We start from the raw sequence: 16,408 nt of genomic DNA, 5'->3' as shown, positions 1-16,408 counted from the left end.
CCATTTCCCCTGGCTCTCATCCCGACGCTCACCAAGCACGGGTAGAGCGCGGGGCTTCCCGCCGAGAAGCTAAAGCAGACAAAGACGGAGGCAGATCCGCCACCGTATCTGGTGTGGGGACTGCAGCTTGTTCGTCTTGAGGCAATACCGGTTCAGAGATAGGCGCTGGTGCCATCATATCCGAGGGCAAGAAAATGCGAGCGCTGACTGCCAGCAGTGCCACCAAAAACACTAAAACAATCAAAAACGGAGCAATGTACTGACGAAACAGAGTCATAGTTTTTCAGAATGGCGAGACTGCGAAACCTGCTTCCCGAGTGCGGTCAAAATGGAAAATAGGGGTGAGGTTTGATTGTAACCTAGAATTACGTGCGATCGCCGATTCAGGTAGTGGTTCACCCCGACGAACCAAACCTCAAGCACTGTCAAGAGTATTAAATTATTCTACATCGGAATCCCCCAGTAGGGACACAGCATTTGCTGCGTCCCTGGAGAAAAAAGCGATCGACTCGGCCCTACATCTTAAAATGCGAATAGTCCTCATCATCCAATCCCGGGCGGGGCATCGGTAAAGCGCGAGACTTATTGAGCCTCCGCAGCCACATGCCGCCAATAACCGCCACAATCAGGGAGATCCAGGCGAGACGCTGCTGCAGCAACAAAAAGCCCCCCGTAGCCAACAATGCGCCAAACAGCAGGAAAATTGCCGCCAGCACTCGTTGCAAATCTTTCGCCAAATCTTGCGCCGGGGGCAAACCCGTCACTGCCCGTTGATAGGCCCAACCCGGTCCCCCGGGACGCACGTGGCGATAGAATCCTTCCAGGGTTTCTTGGGATTCCGGTTCCGTGGCGAACAGCACTCCCACCCACAGCAGGGTAACGGTGGCGGTAATTGCCATCAAGCGCAAGCCAAAATCTTCAATTTTAAAGGCAGGAATCAGACTGGTACTGGTACCGACCACAAAACTGCCGATAATAGCAGTCAATTCGGCGGCGGCGTTGATGCGCCACCAAAACCAGCGCAGCATCAAAATCAAGCCCGAACCGGTGCCAATGGCAATCACCAGACGAAAGACGGTGGCCACATCTTGGGCATAAAAGGCAGCAGCGGCACCCAAGGCGGTGAGGATGACCGAAGAGAGACGCCCGATCGCCACCAATTCCGGTTGACTGGCATTGGGTTTGACAAAGCGCAGGTAGAGGTCATTGGTGACGAAAGAGGCACCCCAGTTAATCGAAGTAGAGACGGTACTCATAAATGCCGCCACCAGAGAAGCGACAACCACCCCTAACAATGCGGGGGGCAAGAAGTCGAGCATCAGTTTCGGATAGCCAAATTCCCGGTCTTCTAAATTGGGATAAAGGACCAGTGCGGCCAAGGCAACCAGGATCCAGGGCCAGGTGCGAACCACATAGTGCATGATATTGAACAACCATGCCGCTTTTTCCGCTTCCGTTTCGTTTTTAGCGGCAGCAAAGCGCTGCACGAATTCGCCGCCGCCGTCGCTGCGTCGCCAGGACCACCACTGAATCGCCACATAGGCAAAAAAGGTACTGGCGGTAATGCCGGCGGTTTTGCTGAAGGTAATTAACCCGTTTTCGCCGCCTACGGTGAGGGGCAACAAGGAGAGCATATCTTTGTCGGTCGCTTGGGGGACTTGGGCGACCAGTTCGTGAATGCCGCCGACGCTATTAATGGCAAAGAATGCCACCACGATCGCGCCAAATAAGGCGAGGAAAAATTGAAAGAAATCCGTGGCGACGACTCCCCACAAACCGGCTAACCCGGCATAAATCAAGACGAAAATACTGACGCCTATTACGCTGAGGAGTTTGAGGGTATTGTCAGTGGCTTCGATGCCGAAACTCTGCCAAATTCCCAGGGCTTCTACCACTTTGACCATTGCCAGCATGGCATAGCCGATCGCGATGCAGTTCATGGGAACGGCAAAGATAAAGGCTTTGATGCCGCGCAGGATGGCTGCCATGTTTCCGCCGTAGCGCAATTCGGTGAGTTGAGCATCGGTAATGACTTCCGAACGTCGCCACATGCGGGCGAAAATGTAGACCATAATTAAGTGGGAGATGCCGAATATCCACCATTCCCAGTTGCCGGCAATTCCTCGGTTGCCCACCACCCCGGTGATGTAAAGCGGGGTATCGATGGAGAAGGTGGTGGCTGCCATGCTGGTACCGGCTAACCACCAGGGCAGCGATCGCCCGGATACGAAAAAGTCGGCCAAACTTTTTGACCCTTTTCGCGACAGATATAACCCCAAGCACATGGTGGCTACGAGGTAAAGCAAAACAATCAACCAGTCAATTAGTTGCATTTGAGTTGTGAAAAAATAATCGCCAAGGTGAAAACGTAGCCGTCTGGAGAACGGCTACGCGAATACCGGATCTGGGGTGGGGGAAAATCTCAATCAGCCCCAAGTACGCTGGCTAATAAGGCTTTTTGGGCGTGCATCCGGTTTTCTGCTTGATCCCATACGCGGGATTGATGCCCTTCGATCGCCCCATCGCTAATTTCTTCCCCGCGATGTGCTGGTAAGCAGTGCAAAACGATGGCGTTGCTGTCCGCATAGCTTAACAAATCTTCATTCACTTGGTAGGGCTGAAATAACGGAATCCGGGTTCGGGCTTGTTCTTCTTGTCCCATACTCGCCCAAACATCGGTATAGAGGACATCGGACCCTTTCACGGCAGCAATCGGGTCGTCGGTGAGGCGGACTTCGCTTTTTCCGGCAGCGATTTTATTGGCTTGTTCCACAATATCGGCGGCGGGTTCAAACTGTTTTGGGGTCGCCACGCGAATATTCATTCCCACCATCGCGCAGCCGAGTAGCAGGGAGTGGGCGACGTTGTTGCCATCGCCAAGATAGGTCAGGGTGATGTCGTTAAAGGTGCCGAAGCATTCGCGAACCGTGAGTAAGTCGGCTAAGGCTTGGCAGGGATGGAAGCGATCGCTTAACGCATTGATGACCGGAATATCGGCATAATCGCCAAAGCTTTGCAAGTCCTCTTGGGCAAAGGTTCGTACCGCGAGCACATCTAAATATCGGTCTAATACCCTCGCCGTATCCGGTAAGGGTTCGCCGCGACTGACTTGGGTGACGTTTGGGTTCAGGTCGATGACTTGCCCCCCGAGTTGGTACATCGCCACGGAAAAACTGACCCGGGTGCGGGTGGATGCTTTATAAAATAGCAACCCGAGCACTTTTTCTCGCCGAGGCTTCGCTTTGCCGGCTTTCATCTGTGCCGCTAAGTCCAGTAACCCATGCAGTTCCTCGACGCTTACATCGGTAACGCTTAGGAAATCTCGTCCTTTTAATGCCTCCATACTCCTGAGTTTCTCCAATAATTGGGATTTTCTCGTTTGGCAGTTCTCTGAGGCACTTGCACCCCAGGAAAATCCGCCACATAGCCTGTGCTAAAACACTACCAGATTCCGTCTGTGGGATTTCTGTTGGCGATGCGTCCTGTGGAAAATCTCTGACAAGGGAACCACCGTGAGGGGCGATCGCCCACCGCTGCCATTCCTCCACTGTTGTTAATTCCTACATCACAGATTGACAATACTTGCTGCCCCTCCAGTGCAATTTTTCCCCCTCGCAAGTCTGGCTTGAAAAACGTCGAAAAAACGCTACAATTGAGAGATGAATAGTCGCAGTGCGGGAAACTATACCTCAAATGACTGAGTATGACACTGGGGTAACAAAAAAGAATAATTGGAGAGAATGATGCATATAAAAGTACGAGATTTATCGGAAAATAATCCCACGCCAATTCAATTAACGGTGGCAATTAAATCGGTTACTGAAGGGGAATTTACGGCAAGGATTTTAGAGTGGGCCGATTGTCATGCTTCTGGGTCAACGAAAGAAGAAGCTTTGGAACGGTTGCAGGGGGAAATTCGCGATCGCCTGGATAACAGCGAGATGTACTCGTTAGAAATTATGCCGGCCAACGGGGAACATCCTTGGATGAAGTTTGCAGGCATGTACGCGGATAATCCACTCTTTGATGAAGTGCTAGAAGAAATTGCCGCTTACCGCAACGAAATCGATGCGGAAATGGAAGAAGAATTTGAGAACCTACAGATGGAGGAAGTGTAAGGGTGACTCTGTGGGTACTGGATACGGATTGTGTCTCGCTTTTTCAACGTCGCCATCCGATGGTGACGCAACGGGTGAGTCAAGTCAATCCAGAGGAAATTGCTGTAACAATTGTTACGGTAGAAGAACAAATGCGGGGATGGCTAAAGGCAATCTCGAATTCTTCCCAATCCAAGCAATCCGATCGCCTGATTTGGGCGTACAAAGGATTGCGACAGGGAGTGGAGTATTTTAACAGCATCGAGGTGCTGGATTTTGACGAGGAAGCTGCCACAAGGTACGCGGAATGGGTGGGTCAAAAAATCCGGATTGGCAGGCAAGATTTAAAAATTGCCGCGATCGCGATCGCCAATCATGGGATTTTGGTCACGCGCAATCGCCGAGACTTCGAACGAGTGCCGGATCTGAGGTTCGAAGACTGGACGATCGCGCCATAGAAGAAAAAGCGATCGGGGGGTTAGGAGTTATACAGGGCGGGTGGGCGATCGGTCGGTACAAGATAATCCAACAACAAATTGCAAGCCAAAACGAAAAAAACCTGAAGTTTAGGACGCAATTTTTTGTACCACAACACGATTTTCCTTGTAAATCATTTTGTACTTGTGGTGATAAGATGCGAGAAACCCATCAATGCCGATTTTGGTGGCGTCGTTAGGGCGGTTGGTGAAGGTAAAATCATAATCATCAAAAATCAGGATTCCCCCGATTTTGAGTAGCCCCCAGCCGAGAATAGCGTCGGCGAGTACGTCACAGGCAAGATGAGAGCCATCGATATAAAGAAAATCGTAACAGTTCGGGGGAAGCGATCGCAACACCTCCTGGGAAGACCCGACGCATTTTTTCACCTTCTGTGCGGTCCCCGTCACGGCAATATTTTTGTCGAAGCGTTCCTCTACGCGATCGAGAAACGTCGTTTCATACCACCCCTGATGTTCCACGCTTCCTTGAAAGGTATCGATACAGGTAATTCTCGCCGTTTCGTGAGTGAGAATTCGTTCTAAAAACCAACAAGTAGAACGCCCTTCCCAGCTTCCAATTTCTAAGCCTTGAATGTGCGGCGCGCCCACTAAATGACTCAAGCATTTCGTTAAAAAGCCGATGTTAACGCTAAACCAATCGGTGGTAAATTCATATCCTTTTTGGATGTTTTTGATTTCATAGCGAGCCTTAAAAAGCTGATAGCCCTGGGGGTCTAAGTTAGGATTGAGGTTGTGAGATTCCTCCAAATAGGGTAACGCTTCCTCAAATTTTCTTTGCCCCATCAAAGCTCTACCGATGTTATAACTGTATTTGGCCAGTTCGAGAGACTCGACGATTCCCGATTTCAGGTGTTGGGATTTTTTAAAATAACTGACCGCCGCCTCGAATGCTTTTTGTTGATAAAGCTGCGCGCCCAAATTATTGTAGTACGTTCCCAGGGTACTTTTAAACCAGGCTTCTTGGGGGTGGTTTTGCAGGAGTTCCCGTTCTATGCAGATGTCGATAAACTCCTGTAATGGATGAACGAAAAATAATTTTTCGAGAACATGGGCGAGGCGATGGATATCCAGGTCCGGGTTGCGGTTTTCGCCGCTTAGAAGTTGGCACAGGTGGAGCAAATCTCGCTTGAGCTGTAGGGAGTGGGGGTCGAGTTCCAGGGACAAGGAAACCAACCCCAGCAGATTGTTCAAATTCTGCGGTGCGAGTTCTCGGAGGGCTTGACGGATGATAAAAGCCGTGGGATAATCGGGCAGGTTTTCCCAGCGCAAGGCTTCAGTTTCCAGGGCAGCGATCGCGTCAGGGCTGTGGAGAGGGCCTGCGGCGGGATGGGTGAGGGCGATCGCCGTTTCCCAGCATTTTGTCGCCTGCAATTTTTCTCCCTGACACAGCAGTGCCCATCCCAGATGCCAATAATTCGTTGGTTCGGTGGGGTTGGCTTTAATCTTGTCCTCATAGCGGGCGATCGCCTCCGCATTGCCCTGCTGTGCCAGAATATCAGACTCTCTTCTTGCTTGTTCCGGAATAAAAACCATTTGCGCGACTTTCTCCCCCTATTGTGAGTTTCTCCACTACAAAACCCCACCTTTGTCGCTCAAACCCGGTTTTTCTCTCTGGAGGTTTTGAACCCCCGGGGCAATTTCCCGAGTCAACCGGGTGAGTGACAAAGGCGAGGGGCGCGGGCGATACGCCCCGGGGGGGATTGGGTGAGGGTTCGCCGATCGCGTCAACTTCCAGAGAGGCGATCGCGCAAAAACTGCTCCAATCGATCCATTCCCTTCTCAATCGTCGGCAGATCCGTGGCATAAGACAAGCGAATGCACTCATCATCGCCGAACGCCACGCCGGGAATCGCCGCCACTTTGTACGATTCTAGCAACAGATTGCACAACTCCATCGATTTCATCCCCGTCTGGCTGATATTGGGAAACACGTAAAACGCACCTTGCGGTTGCGGGCAAGTGAGTCCCGGCATTGCCTGGAGACGGTCTAGGATGTATTTGCGACGCATGGCAAACGCTTGGCGCATTTCTTCCACGCAAGCTTGGGAAGATGCCAACGCGGCGATCGCCCCATACTGAGCAAACGTACAGACATTCGACGTACTGTGACTTTGAATCGTGGTAGTTGCCTTAATCAATTGAGCGTCTGCAGCCAAATAGCCGATTCGCCACCCCGTCATCGAATACGCCTTAGCAAACCCATTGCTAACGATAGTGCGTTGAAACGCTTCCGGTGAAACCGCACCGATACTCAAATGCTGCGCCCCATCGTAAAGAATTTTTTCATAAATTTCGTCCGACACCACATAAATGTCTTTTTCCACCACCACCTGCGCCAGGGCGCGAATCTCCTCCGGGGTATAAACCATCCCGGTGGGATTCGAGGGAGAATTAAGCACGAACAGCTTGGTTTTTGTCGTACAAGCGCCCTTGAGCTGTTCCGGGGTGATTTTATAACCGTTTTCCATCGTGGTGGAGACGATGACCGGCACCGCACCGGCTAGCTTGACCATTTCCGGATAGCTGACCCAGTAGGGGGCGGGGATGATGACTTCATCCCCCGGGTCGAGCAAAGCCACCATCAGATTGAAAAGGGAATGCTTCCCCCCGTTGGTGACGATAATATTTTCCGGCGCGCAGTCTAGCCCGTTGTCGGCTTTCAGTTTATTGGCGATGCTAGCGCGCAATTTTGGCTCTCCCGCCGCCGGTCCGTATTTCGTCTTCCCGGCTTCTAGTGCTTTTTGCGCCGCGTCTTTAATGTGGGCGGGAGTGTCGAAATCCGGTTCTCCCGCACTAAAACTACAAACATCTACGCCGTCGGCTTTCATCGCTTTGGCTTTGGCGGAAATTGCCAAGGTCAAAGAGGGTGTTACCTGCCCGATTCGTGCTGCCAGCTTCATGCGTCCTGCCTCGCCCAAACTACGGATATGTTTCAGATCGAAATTATCCTACTAGGGCGTCGCAACACAAGATTTTTTGTCAAGCGATGGTGACATCGGGGGATAAGTAAACGTCCTGGATGGTATGAAAGAGCTTGACCCCTTCTTCAAAGGGCCGTTGGAAGGTCTTGCGACCGGAAATCAATCCGGTTCCCCCGGCGCGTTTGTTAATTACGGCGGTCCGCACGGCTTCGGCAAAGTCGTTTTTGCCAGAACTACCCCCGGAGTTAATCAATCCGGCGCGCCCGGCGTAGCAGTTAAGCACTTGATAGCGGGTTAGGTCGATGGGGTGTTCGGAGGTTAATTCGCTATAAACCAAATCGTGGGTGCGTCCGTATTTTTTGCCCAGGGCGTCGGAAACCGCACCATAGCCTTTGTTGCATTCGGGCAGTTTTTGCTTGATGATATCCGCTTCTAGGGTAACGCCGAGGTGATTGGCTTGGCCGGTTAAGTCGGCGGCGACGTGATAATCTTTGTCTTGCTTGAAGGCGCTATTGCGAAGGTAGCACCAGAGAATGGTGGCCATGCCCAATTCGTGGGCGCGGGCAAAGGCTTGGCTGACTTCTTGAATTTGGCGGGGGGACTCGGAAGAGCCGAAGTAAATGGTTGCGCCAACGGCTACTGCGCCGAGGTTCCACCCTTGCTCGACTTGCCCGAACATGATTTGGTCGTAGCTGTTGGGAACGCTGAGCAGTTCGTTATGGTTGAGTTTGACGATGAAGGGGATTTTGTAGGCGTATTTGCGCGAAATGCTGCCGAGGACGCCTAAAGTGGTGGCTACGGCGTTGCACTCGCCGGCAATGGCGAGTTTAATAATGTTTTCGGGATCGAAGTACAGGGGGTTGGGGGCAAAGGATGCACCGGCGGAGTGTTCGATGCCTTGGTCTACGGGCAAGATGGACAGATACCCGCTGTTGGCGAGTCTCCCGTGGCTATAGAGTTGCTGCAGCGATCGCAACACTTGGGGGGAGCGATCGCTGTGCGCCCAAATCCGCTCTACTAAGTCGGATCCGGGCAGGTGCAGTCTCTCTTTGGGCACTTTGGCTTTATAGGTGAGCAGATCTTCCGCTTCGTTCCCTAAATATGATTCGATGTTGTTCGGGGCAGATACGGTTGCAGTCATAAGTAGCTAGCCTCACAATGTTTTCATCAGCTTCGCGCTTGTTTAGTAGCATATCGAACCAGTGTTTCCCCTCCCACCGTCGAAAGATAGATTTCTCGTCTCCCGCGTCGCCGTTTCCTCGGTGGACATCTTCTCTGCGCCCCCATCCAGGCGCGATCGCTCCCTCGGGTTAAGTTTTTGTTAAAATTTCTCCCTGGCTCCAGATGGCAAGTCCTCATCAATCTATCTTTAGGAGGATTGAGACTCTGCCTCTCTTGAATTATATTAATAACCAGACAAGCTTAAGCGTTGCCTCTGACTTGGCTTCCTCTAGCCAGTTCTGTCCCAATCCGGATAACTTGGCTTCAGTTTAATGGCCAAAACTGACCAGAACCACAGGAAAACCTCCCGCATCGGTTCCCTCAATTTCTATAACCCAAGCCTGCCATATTTGGCGCTAAGTTTTGCGCTCTATCTCTGGTTTGGCAAACTCGACAATTTACCCCAGGAGAATCCCATGCAAAACGTAAAAAAAATTAACGACAAAATCGCCATTGCGATGACACCCTTAACCCCAGAAGACTTGCAGGAAGCGGCGCAGTCGGGATATAAGTCGGTAATGAACCTGCGCGATCCAGGAGAACAAGGCTTTATCCGCTATGAAGGGTCTCAGGCAGATATCCGGGGACTGGAATATGTGAATCTTCCCGTGAAACCAGACCAACTGAATGAAGAACTGGCCGATCGCGTCATGCAGCAAATTGATGCTTTGCCCAAACCTACTTTAATCCACTGCAAAAGCGGTCTGCGATCGGGCATGATGGCCCTGATGAATGTGGCTATCCATGAAGGCATGTCCCCAGAAGATGCCATGCAAAAAGGCAAAGAAATGGGATTGGATTGCGAGGGTAAACCGCAAATGAAAGAGTTTTTCAAAACCTACGTTTCTACTCATGCAAAAACCAGTTAATTTAGGCTTCTATGAGGTTAAAGTAGGAAAATGTTACACGCCGATTGCCCACTCTAAAGCCTCAAGAACGCGCCCTAAAGTTGACGCCAATTCCGGGAGTTTGACCTGACCCGAGCCTCAAACTCGTTGCCGATGTTTCCGTAGTGCCCTGGGCAAGCGATCGCTGCATGTTTCCCATAGATTGCAGCTTCAGCAGGGATGCGGTAAACTTCTGTCTCGCGCTCCTCAAGTCGATCCCGTTCCGAAGTTCTGTCATTCGATAGAACGCAAAAGGGCGATCGCCTCGCTACCATAAACCTATGATAACCTCTGATTTACCGAGAGGTTAGCAACTTAATAGAAGTCGATTGAAAGACGGGAGCGAGTATGAAAGTACCAGCAGAAATTACCTATCGCAACGTAGATAAAACAGAGGCTATAGATAACTTAATTCACGAAAAGATTGCCAAACTGGAAAAATTCTGCGACCACATTAGTAGTTGCCGAGTTGCTATCGAAAAGGCACACGAACACCCCAACAGCGGTTCTCCCTATCGGGTCCGCTTCGATATTAGGGTACCGCCCAATCACGAATTGGCGGTGGTTCGCAATCCCGGGGAGGGCAATCAATATGATGACTTAAGCACGGTGATTCGCAGTGCATTTGAAGCAGCACGCAAGCAACTCATCGAACTCAACGAACGACAACGCAATGAGGTGAAGTATCATCCAGAACAGGAAAATATCGCGATCGTCACTCAACTCTTCCCCGAAGCGGGATACGGGTTTATCCGCAGCAGTCAAACGGGTCGCGAAATCTACTTCCACCGCAATAGCGTCCTCAATGACAAATTCGACGAACTGAAAGAAGGCGCGGGGGTACAATTTACGGAAGAAGAAGGCATGAGCGGCCCGCAAGCAACAAAGGTACATCTGGTCAACAAACCCGGTGCTGCAGTGCCAAAAGAGCAAAAATCTGACATCGAAACCCCTGCGGGTTGGTAGAAACATCTTACCCGTCAATTCCTTGCTTTGAAGGGGTAAGAAGAAAGGATAGGGGAAATTATCGCCCTTTCCCCGATCGCGCACCATTTTAAGCGCTTTTTCCCGGGGAGGGCGGTTCTGATGCCACACAGATCGGCGGGCGAGGAGACATGGTTAAAAAGCCACTCACCCAATGTAATATCATGCCCGCACTGGTAGGGTGGGCAAATATTTGCTCATCTTACTATAGCTAGGGGGGATTGTATGTGGTTACTAAATTTTTCCAGGAGGAATTCAAATGGCTTTAGTCTTAGAGCAAATCAACGTTGAAGGATTAGCTCACTTATCTTACATGGTGGGAGATGACAAAGCCGGTGCGGTAGCGGTTATCGATCCGCGTCGGGATGTGGATATTTATTTGCAAATGGCGCGATCGCGTCAGGTGCGAATTACTCACATCATCGAGAGCCACATTCATGCCGATTTCGTGTCCGGTTCCCACGAACTGCAAGCGCGCACCGGGGCAAAGATTTACGGCGGGAAAAGCGAGGATTATCAGTTTGATTTAGAGCAATTGCGCGAGGGAGATGAATTGCAACTCGGCAGCGTGACCCTGAAAGCGATACATACACCCACAGTCCGGAACATATCAGTTTGCTGCTTTACGATTCCAAACAAGGCAAAGAACCGTTTGCCGTCTTCACCGGAGATACTTTGTTTAATTTGGATGTGGGGCGACCGGATCTGTCGGGGACGGGGACGGAACAAGAGCAAGCCGGTGCCTTGTATCGCTCGTTATTCGAGAAACTGGTGCCCTTGGGCGATCGCGTGGAACTGTATCCCTGTCACGGTGCGGGTTCCTCTTGTGGCAAGTCGATTGGCGATCGCCGCCACAGTACGATCGGTAACGAACGTCTGTTTAACGAGGCGCTGCAAGAGCGCAGCGAAGCAGAGTTTATCCAATGGCTGCTTGCGGATATGCCGGAAGCCCCCACCCATTACTTCCGCCTGAAAAAAGTCAACGCAAAAGGCGCGCCGGTGAAAGGATGCTTGCCCACGGTGCAACCCCTCTCCCCGGAAGAAGTTCGGGGGATGATGCCCGATGAAAATACCATCCTCATCGATACGCGATCGATTCTCGCTTTCGGCGGCGGACATATTCCCGGTGCGGTGAATATTGCCCTGCGTCCGGCATTTCCCAACTGGGTGGGTTGGATGGTAGACCCGGAAAAACGCATTGTGCTGGTGGTAGACAGCGAGCGGGATTTACCCCTGGTCACGGCACAGTTGTTCCGCTTGGGTTACGACAATCTGGTGGGGTATCTGCACGAGGGAATGCAAAGCTGGCAAAATGCTGGTTTGCCCTTGGCTCACTTGGATGAATGGACCGTGCGCGACCTGGATGCCCATAAGGAAGATGCCCATCTCACGGTACTGGACGTGCGAAGCGATGGAGAATACGAAAGCGGAGCAGTTCCAGGGGCGAAACATATTTTCACCCCGCACTTGGAAGAACATCTGGATGAGTTGGATAAAAATCAGGCGATCGCAACCTATTGCGGGAGTGGCTATCGCGCTTCAATTGCCGCCAGTCTCCTGCAAAAACATGGCTTCGAGCGCGTCATTAATATCCCCGGTTCCTGGAAAGCATGGCAAGCGGCGAATCTCCCCGTGCAGCGATCGGCCAATTAGGCTCAATTTTACCGGATAGACCTAGGGGTAGGGTGGGCCATGCCCATCCTATTTTATTTCCCCCTCAAGGTAGAGTATATTTTAACACAAAATGGTCTACAATTAAACGGCAAACCCAAATAATTTTCTGGCAGGTTCCATCTGCCGCAATTTTTGCTGCGGTTTGACAACTCCCGACGATTACCCATAGGCGCGATCGCCCATCTACCCGGTCTCCACTCACCCTGGACGATGGGGTAAAACCTGCAAATCCAACTCCAGAGCAACCGGAAAGGTTCGCCGTGGCAGCAGTGGGTAAACCTGCCGATATTATATCTCGATTTGCAAGATTTTTCAACAGCTAATTTAACGTTGACTGAAAGAGGAATGAACTGATGGATACTGAAACCCTAAACACCACAACGAACCCTGTAGATAATGCCAGTCGAGTTCGGCAGAATACGGCGGAAGAAGTGAATGCCAAAATCGACCGCGAAATGGCGGACAGAGTGCGCCAGTATGCGGAAAACTCAAACTCCACTATCGGCGATCGCATTGCCGAGTTAGAGCGAGAATGGGATACGGAACGAGTGCTGGAAGCAAACGCCTCAGTGCTCGCCTTCACTGGCGTGCTTCTCGGCGCTTTTGTGAATCAAAATTGGCTGTGGCTGCCAGCAATTGTCCTGCCCTTTTTGTTTCAACATGCGGTGCAGGGATGGTGTCCGCCCCTGTTCGTAATTCGCCGTCTCGGAGTTCGGACTCGCGATGAAATCGATTGCGAAATTTTTGCCTTAAAAGCGTTGCGCGGCGATTTTGATGAAATTCCCGAACGAACTGAGGGACTTGCCAGTACCCGCGCTAATGAAATTTTACGGGCGATCGGGCTGAGTGGATGAAGAAAAACCTGCTTTTTGTCGCGCAAATCGTAATAATTTAGGAGAATAAAATCATGGCTTTAGAACTACACAAACGGGCAATGGGAGCATTTGAAAATCCCGAAAGACGAGAAGCGGCGATCGAAGCGCTGAAAAATTCCGGCTTTCCAATGGATCGGGTGGTTGTTGCCACAAAAGATAACCTTTCCGATACGGAAATGTTTAGCCCGAGTAGCGAGTTTCTCGAGCATCGCACGGTAGAAAGTTTGGGCAAAGGCGCGCTGATGGGTGCCGGTTTGGGCGGTTTTGCCGGCTTGCTCACCGGGATGACGATGTTAATTTTAACCGGATTAGATGCCATTTCCGTCACCAGTCCCCTGATGACGGTGCTGGGAATGACCGGTGCGGGAAGTTTTTACGGCACTCTCGGCGGTATGATTATCGGCACTGTGGCGGGAGACCAACTGACGCAAAAGGATACGAAAGCGTACAATGCTCGGGTTTCCCAAGGGCAATCGATTGTGCGAATTGATGGCACTGACGAGCAAATCGCTCGCGCGGAATCGATTTTGCGCGATCGCGGCATTCAAGAGTGGAGAGTTTACCCCGCTACGGAAAATTCTTAACCCTGGATTGATGGCGCACTGTTCCCGGAACAAGCCGTGCAAGGCGCAACAGAGGTGGGTAACTTCCCACCTCACTCCCTCCCAGACTGGCAGTTTTTGCCGAGGTAAAATTCTTTGAGAAAATAGTAATCTAAAGAATATATTAAGGTTTATCACTATCGATGGATGGCAGTTTGCATAATATCTGCAAATATGAGATTAGAAGTCAGAAAGGGAGGTTTCCCTTATGAAAACCTTTATTAATAACTTGAAAAAAACTTTAGGATTGACTGCGGCTTTCTCTTTAGCCGCCACCGCGATCGCTCCTGCTTCTATAGCTAACCCAACTGATAGGGTTTCTTCCAATAGAGGAGAATTTCAAGTCGCACAAGCCACCAGTTGTCGAGAAGTGGATTCAAATTCAGGTTTGAATGTCCGCGCTCGTCCCTGGGGTCGTGTCATTGGCGGTTTAGAAGAGAACGAAACCGTTTCCCTGGCCAATCCCACCACTGCGAGTGGAGACTGGGTGCAAATTGATTCTCCCATGAACGGTTATGTAGCGGCGAAGTTTCTGAGTTACTGTAGCGCATCGGCTCCCGAACCCGGCCCGATCGCCAGTGGAGGCTGTCGCGAAGTTGATGCCTATGGCGGTTTAAACGTTCGCCAACGTCCCTCAGTTGGAAGTGATGTAGTAACCACATTATCCAATAGCCAACAAGTGGAAATTGAAGGTCGCGGAAGCGACGGTTGGGTGGAAGTTGACGCGCCTGTGGATGGTTATGTCGCTGGAGAATATCTGAACTATTGCGAGACTTATTAAAGTAGCGTAGGGTGGGCATTGCTCCCCACCGCTAGAGATTTATCTAGAAGCCAATCGGCTGTTAGCCCAGCTTACAACCTCAAAAATGGATGTGCAATTTATTTTGCATGACTGCTTAGAAATGAACCACGTTCTCAATTGTCCCCGATAAATTCTTAATTCCACCGCATCTGTCTCCTGCGATCCCACGGCAATGCCGTGGGACTGCGGTTTATTTCTATGATTCTGGTGGAAAATGGGGATAAAATAGGGCAGAATGAGTCAACCTGCAGGGGAAAGTCGAAGATGAAAATTGCGATTACGGGTGCTACGGGATTTGTGGGCACTCGCTTGGTGGAAAAAGCCCATCAAGAGGGTCATCAGGTGCTGGTACTGACGCGCAACGCAACGAAAGCGCGGCGAGTTTTTCCCGATTCTGCTTTCCCAACGGTAGAAATTGTCGCCTATACGCCCAAGGAATCGGGGGAGTGGCAAAATGCGATTAGCGGTTGTGATGGGGTGGTGAATTTAGCCGGTGCCCCCCTCGCGGACGAACGCTGGAGTGAGGAACGCAAGCGCGAAATCATCGACAGTCGCAAAATCGGGACGCGCAAAATTGTCGAAGCGATCGCGGCTGCCAATCCGAAACCGTCGGTATTGGTGAATTCTTCGGCGATTGGATATTACGGCACTAGCGAAACGGCAACTTTTGACGAAACCGCGCCGCCGGGGGATGATTTTCTGGCACAAGTGTGTCGGGAATGGGAAGCGCAAGCGCAACAGGTGACGCAAACCGGTACGCGATTGACGATCGTTCGCACGGGAATCGTTATCGGGAATGGGGGGGCGATCGCCAAAATGCTCACCCCGTTTCGCTTGTTTGCCGGCGGACCGTTGGGCAATGGCAAACAGTGGTTTTCTTGGATTCACCGGGAGGATTTAACCGATCTGATGCTCTTTGCCTTGCAAAATCCGGCGATCGAAGGCACGATAAACGGTACCGCCCCGAATCCGGTTCGCATGAACCAACTGTGCGACACCCTCGCCCAGGTGATGCACCGTCCCTCCTGGTTGCCGGTGCCCGATTTTGCCCTGCAAATGTTGTTGGGAGATGCGGCAAAGCTGGTGCTAGAAGGGCAGCAAGTGTTGCCGAAGCGCACCCAAGAGTTCGGCTTTGACTATCAATATCCCACGATTAAACCCGCCCTAGAACAAGTGGTAAATGCCCAAGGTTAGGGTAGAAAAAAAATGTGGCTGTACCTGAAGTCAGGACAGCCGCCCAAGCTAAATTTTTGCTGGTTGAATGTTAAGTTGTGTTAACTTTAAATTAATCTAGGGCGTCTTCCACATCGGGAGCCGATTCTAGATTGTCCGGATCTACATATTGGCAGGAATTTTCCACGCAAATCAACGCCCAGCCGGAGCGATCGATGCCCATCAGCTTATAAGAAGCTTCCTGAACGAAGAATCCTTTGTGATTGCGGGTTTCGGGTTTGACAGTAACGTTATCCATAATAGCTTTGTCCTCCAGTGGTTGATTTAAAAGAGTTCTAGAACAACAAGCGTATCCGAGTCGCTTATTGCTGTGTTCATAAAATCTTATCACTGTTTTTCCGAAAATTAAATGAACTTAGTTAAAGAAATCTAACGAAATGTAAACGGTTGGAACATTTCTTGTCTTTCTCTCAAAAAAGTATTGACAAAATAAAGCCGATGTGGTATAGGGGCACAGTAGGGGAAAGACCCCTCAGCGGCAGAAAATTTGTGCTACACCTGTAGGGATATCCTGTGGTGGACAAGGAAAGGGCATCCGTCAGGAACCCCATCCCTAAAGGGAGGGGCTTGGTAAGACTTTATTTTCCCAAGCTCACCTGACCAGAAGACCAG

General features: G+C 50.9%; 18 protein-coding genes and 1 pseudogene. 10 read left to right on the top strand and 9 right to left on the bottom strand.

Going from position 1 to position 16,408, the window contains the following annotated elements:
* Nucleotides 1-28 precede the first annotated feature (28 nt).
* The 3 genes from AC0QH1_RS25440 to argF all read right to left on the bottom strand — a co-directional run bounded on the left by AC0QH1_RS25440 (nucleotide 29) and on the right by argF (nucleotide 3,343).
* Nucleotides 29-277: a hypothetical protein gene (locus AC0QH1_RS25440; protein ID WP_324634230.1), complete on the bottom strand. Its 249-nt coding sequence runs from the start codon at nucleotides 275-277 to the stop codon at nucleotides 29-31.
* Between the two features lie 238 nt (nucleotides 278-515).
* Nucleotides 516-2,333: a sodium:solute symporter family protein gene (locus tag AC0QH1_RS25435; protein WP_324634229.1), complete on the bottom strand. Its 1,818-nt coding sequence runs from the start codon at nucleotides 2,331-2,333 to the stop codon at nucleotides 516-518.
* An 89-nt stretch (nucleotides 2,334-2,422) separates the two neighbouring features.
* A complete protein-coding gene (gene argF, locus AC0QH1_RS25430) occupies nucleotides 2,423-3,343 on the bottom strand; it encodes an ornithine carbamoyltransferase (RefSeq protein WP_324634227.1) in 921 nt (306 codons plus the stop codon).
* Nucleotides 3,344-3,740: 397 nt separating this feature from the next.
* On the opposite strand from argF, the gene AC0QH1_RS25425 reads away from it, so the two are divergent.
* Both AC0QH1_RS25425 and AC0QH1_RS25420 read left to right on the top strand, forming a co-directional pair.
* Nucleotides 3,741-4,118, top strand: coding sequence for a type II toxin-antitoxin system HicB family antitoxin (locus AC0QH1_RS25425; protein WP_324634226.1), 378 nt, complete (start codon nucleotides 3,741-3,743; stop codon nucleotides 4,116-4,118).
* 2 nt (nucleotides 4,119-4,120) lie between these two features.
* The gene (locus AC0QH1_RS25420; protein ID WP_324634225.1) at nucleotides 4,121-4,555 is read left to right on the top strand and encodes a type II toxin-antitoxin system VapC family toxin; all 435 of its coding nucleotides are present in this window, start codon (nucleotides 4,121-4,123) and stop codon (nucleotides 4,553-4,555) included.
* A 108-nt stretch (nucleotides 4,556-4,663) separates the two neighbouring features.
* On the opposite strand, the gene AC0QH1_RS25415 is transcribed toward AC0QH1_RS25420, so the two are convergent.
* The 3 genes from AC0QH1_RS25415 to AC0QH1_RS25405 all read right to left on the bottom strand — a co-directional run bounded on the left by AC0QH1_RS25415 (nucleotide 4,664) and on the right by AC0QH1_RS25405 (nucleotide 8,659).
* Complete coding sequence (locus tag AC0QH1_RS25415) at nucleotides 4,664-6,130, bottom strand: class I SAM-dependent methyltransferase (RefSeq protein ID WP_324634224.1); 1,467 nt, start codon at nucleotides 6,128-6,130, stop codon at nucleotides 4,664-4,666.
* Nucleotides 6,131-6,321: 191 nt separating this feature from the next.
* Entirely contained in the window at nucleotides 6,322-7,497 is a 1,176-nt protein-coding gene (locus AC0QH1_RS25410; RefSeq protein WP_324634223.1) for a pyridoxal phosphate-dependent aminotransferase, read from the bottom strand.
* Between the two features lie 79 nt (nucleotides 7,498-7,576).
* On the bottom strand, nucleotides 7,577-8,659 hold the full coding sequence (locus tag AC0QH1_RS25405; RefSeq protein WP_324634222.1) for a class I fructose-bisphosphate aldolase: 1,083 nt from the start codon (nucleotides 8,657-8,659) through the stop codon (nucleotides 7,577-7,579).
* A gap of 496 nt (nucleotides 8,660-9,155) precedes the next feature.
* On the opposite strand from AC0QH1_RS25405, the gene AC0QH1_RS25400 reads away from it, so the two are divergent.
* A complete protein-coding gene (locus AC0QH1_RS25400) occupies nucleotides 9,156-9,608 on the top strand; it encodes a protein tyrosine phosphatase family protein (protein WP_324634221.1) in 453 nt (150 codons plus the stop codon).
* A 61-nt stretch (nucleotides 9,609-9,669) separates the two neighbouring features.
* On the opposite strand, the gene AC0QH1_RS25395 is transcribed toward AC0QH1_RS25400, so the two are convergent.
* Nucleotides 9,670-9,864 (bottom strand): hypothetical protein, encoded by a 195-nt coding sequence (locus AC0QH1_RS25395; protein WP_324634220.1) that lies wholly within the window; start codon nucleotides 9,862-9,864, stop codon nucleotides 9,670-9,672.
* Between the two features lie 110 nt (nucleotides 9,865-9,974).
* On the opposite strand from AC0QH1_RS25395, the gene AC0QH1_RS25390 reads away from it, so the two are divergent.
* From AC0QH1_RS25390 to AC0QH1_RS25380, 3 genes and pseudogenes are all read left to right on the top strand, one after another.
* Nucleotides 9,975-10,592 carry an HPF/RaiA family ribosome-associated protein gene (locus AC0QH1_RS25390; RefSeq protein ID WP_324634219.1) on the top strand — a complete coding sequence of 206 codons (618 nt, stop codon included), beginning with the start codon at nucleotides 9,975-9,977 and terminating at the stop codon, nucleotides 10,590-10,592.
* A 277-nt stretch (nucleotides 10,593-10,869) separates the two neighbouring features.
* Nucleotides 10,870-11,151, top strand: a pseudogene (locus tag AC0QH1_RS25385) (MBL fold metallo-hydrolase); the annotation flags it as partial.
* A 74-nt stretch (nucleotides 11,152-11,225) separates the two neighbouring features.
* The gene (locus AC0QH1_RS25380; RefSeq protein WP_324634217.1) at nucleotides 11,226-12,263 is read left to right on the top strand and encodes a rhodanese-like domain-containing protein; all 1,038 of its coding nucleotides are present in this window, start codon (nucleotides 11,226-11,228) and stop codon (nucleotides 12,261-12,263) included.
* A 64-nt stretch (nucleotides 12,264-12,327) separates the two neighbouring features.
* Here the strand turns inward: AC0QH1_RS25380 and AC0QH1_RS25375 are convergent, their stop codons facing one another.
* Nucleotides 12,328-12,600 (bottom strand): hypothetical protein, encoded by a 273-nt coding sequence (locus AC0QH1_RS25375; RefSeq protein WP_324634216.1) that lies wholly within the window; start codon nucleotides 12,598-12,600, stop codon nucleotides 12,328-12,330.
* A gap of 37 nt (nucleotides 12,601-12,637) precedes the next feature.
* Here AC0QH1_RS25375 and AC0QH1_RS25370 point away from each other — a divergent pair, with 37 nt between their 5' ends.
* The 4 genes from AC0QH1_RS25370 (at nucleotide 12,638) to thyD (ending at nucleotide 15,757) form a co-directional block, all read left to right on the top strand.
* The gene (locus tag AC0QH1_RS25370; protein ID WP_324634215.1) at nucleotides 12,638-13,138 is read left to right on the top strand and encodes a hypothetical protein; all 501 of its coding nucleotides are present in this window, start codon (nucleotides 12,638-12,640) and stop codon (nucleotides 13,136-13,138) included.
* A 53-nt stretch (nucleotides 13,139-13,191) separates the two neighbouring features.
* Nucleotides 13,192-13,743 (top strand): hypothetical protein, encoded by a 552-nt coding sequence (locus AC0QH1_RS25365; protein ID WP_324634214.1) that lies wholly within the window; start codon nucleotides 13,192-13,194, stop codon nucleotides 13,741-13,743.
* 226 nt (nucleotides 13,744-13,969) lie between these two features.
* On the top strand, nucleotides 13,970-14,542 hold the full coding sequence (locus tag AC0QH1_RS25360) for an SH3 domain-containing protein (protein ID WP_324634213.1): 573 nt from the start codon (nucleotides 13,970-13,972) through the stop codon (nucleotides 14,540-14,542).
* 285 nt (nucleotides 14,543-14,827) lie between these two features.
* Nucleotides 14,828-15,757 (top strand): thylakoid membrane protein ThyD, encoded by a 930-nt coding sequence (thyD, locus tag AC0QH1_RS25355; RefSeq protein ID WP_324634212.1) that lies wholly within the window; start codon nucleotides 14,828-14,830, stop codon nucleotides 15,755-15,757.
* Between the two features lie 91 nt (nucleotides 15,758-15,848).
* Here the strand turns inward: thyD and AC0QH1_RS25350 are convergent, their stop codons facing one another.
* Nucleotides 15,849-16,034 (bottom strand): hypothetical protein, encoded by a 186-nt coding sequence (locus AC0QH1_RS25350; protein WP_324634211.1) that lies wholly within the window; start codon nucleotides 16,032-16,034, stop codon nucleotides 15,849-15,851.
* Nucleotides 16,035-16,408 lie beyond the last annotated feature (374 nt).

The sequence above is a fragment of the Phormidium sp. CCY1219 genome (assembly GCF_055795085.1).
Note: the sequence above shows the minus strand (reverse complement) of the source record. Positions and strands in the feature narration are given on the sequence as shown.